Source organism: Mycobacterium sp. NPDC048908, assembly GCF_043197955.1.
Classification (GTDB): domain Bacteria; phylum Actinomycetota; class Actinomycetes; order Mycobacteriales; family Mycobacteriaceae; genus Mycobacterium.
The window spans coordinates 76392-77253 of the sequence record NZ_JBICUE010000023.1 but is presented as its reverse complement, the minus strand read 5'-3'; the positions used below and the strand labels follow the sequence as shown (position 1 = coordinate 77253).

General features: G+C 67.6%; 1 protein-coding gene and 1 pseudogene. Both read right to left on the bottom strand.

Features of this window, described 5'->3' with window-relative positions; all coding sequences use genetic code 11:
- Nucleotides 1–272: DUF222 domain-containing protein (locus ACGFK1_RS31400; protein WP_393439172.1), on the bottom strand; the 272-nt coding region annotated here is incomplete at its 3' end.
- Nucleotides 273–391: 119 nt separating this feature from the next.
- Nucleotides 392–862, bottom strand: a pseudogene (locus ACGFK1_RS31395) (prolipoprotein diacylglyceryl transferase); the annotation flags it as partial.

The window sequence follows — 862 nt, the reverse complement described above, 5'->3', positions numbered from 1 at the left end:
CGCTCACGCAAAGCCATCGCCACCAGCAACTGATGCGACGCGACCCCGTTGGACACGTTCTGCTCAGCGGCCACCTCCGCAGCGACGGCATCCCAGTTGTCCAAGCACCACTGGTCGCGCTCGGCCGAACCGTCGGCCGACCACCGCGCCTCCAGCAGGTCAGCGGTCGCCGCCAGCCGCCGCGCGCACGCGGCGTTCTCCACCCGCGCCCACCCGCCCACCGCGGCGGCACCTGACGTGCCCGCGGCGGCTGCGGCCAGCAAATCGAACATACTTTCGACAATATTCCGCCACACCGACGGTCGGCCACCAGATCACCCCAGCCTGTGGATGAAATCGCGCCTGGGGATAACTTGTGCGAAAGCGGCGGAAATCTGGTACAGAATCGCCGTCAGCGACTGCGACGAAGCCAGCGCCTCAGTCGTCCGCCGGCCTCGATGGCAGGCTCGGGTTGCCTGGAGGGTTCGGGTTTCGCCTGCTCGAGAACGCCGGTCTTGGGTTCGTCGTCAGCGGCAGCAGTGGCTTCGTCGACGATTGCTTCCGCCTCCTCCTCGGAGGGTTCGGTTTCTGCCTCTTCGACAGCGGCTTCGGCGGCCTCGGTCTCTGGTTCGTCCGGTTCTGAGTCGTCGGACTCCGCCATCTCGGCTTCCTCGCCGGCTGCCGTGAATTCGGCCGCCGCCCCAATTTCCTCGTCGGACGCCTCGGCTACTTCCTGAGCGAGTTCTTCAGCTTCGGCCGCCGATTCGGACAGGGGGTCGTCGTCCGCCGCGGCCTGGACCTCCGTCGCGGGTTCGTCGGATGCCGTCTCAGCCTCGGCCGGCGGCTCGACTTCTGCCTCATCAGCGACGGTCCCAGCCTCGTC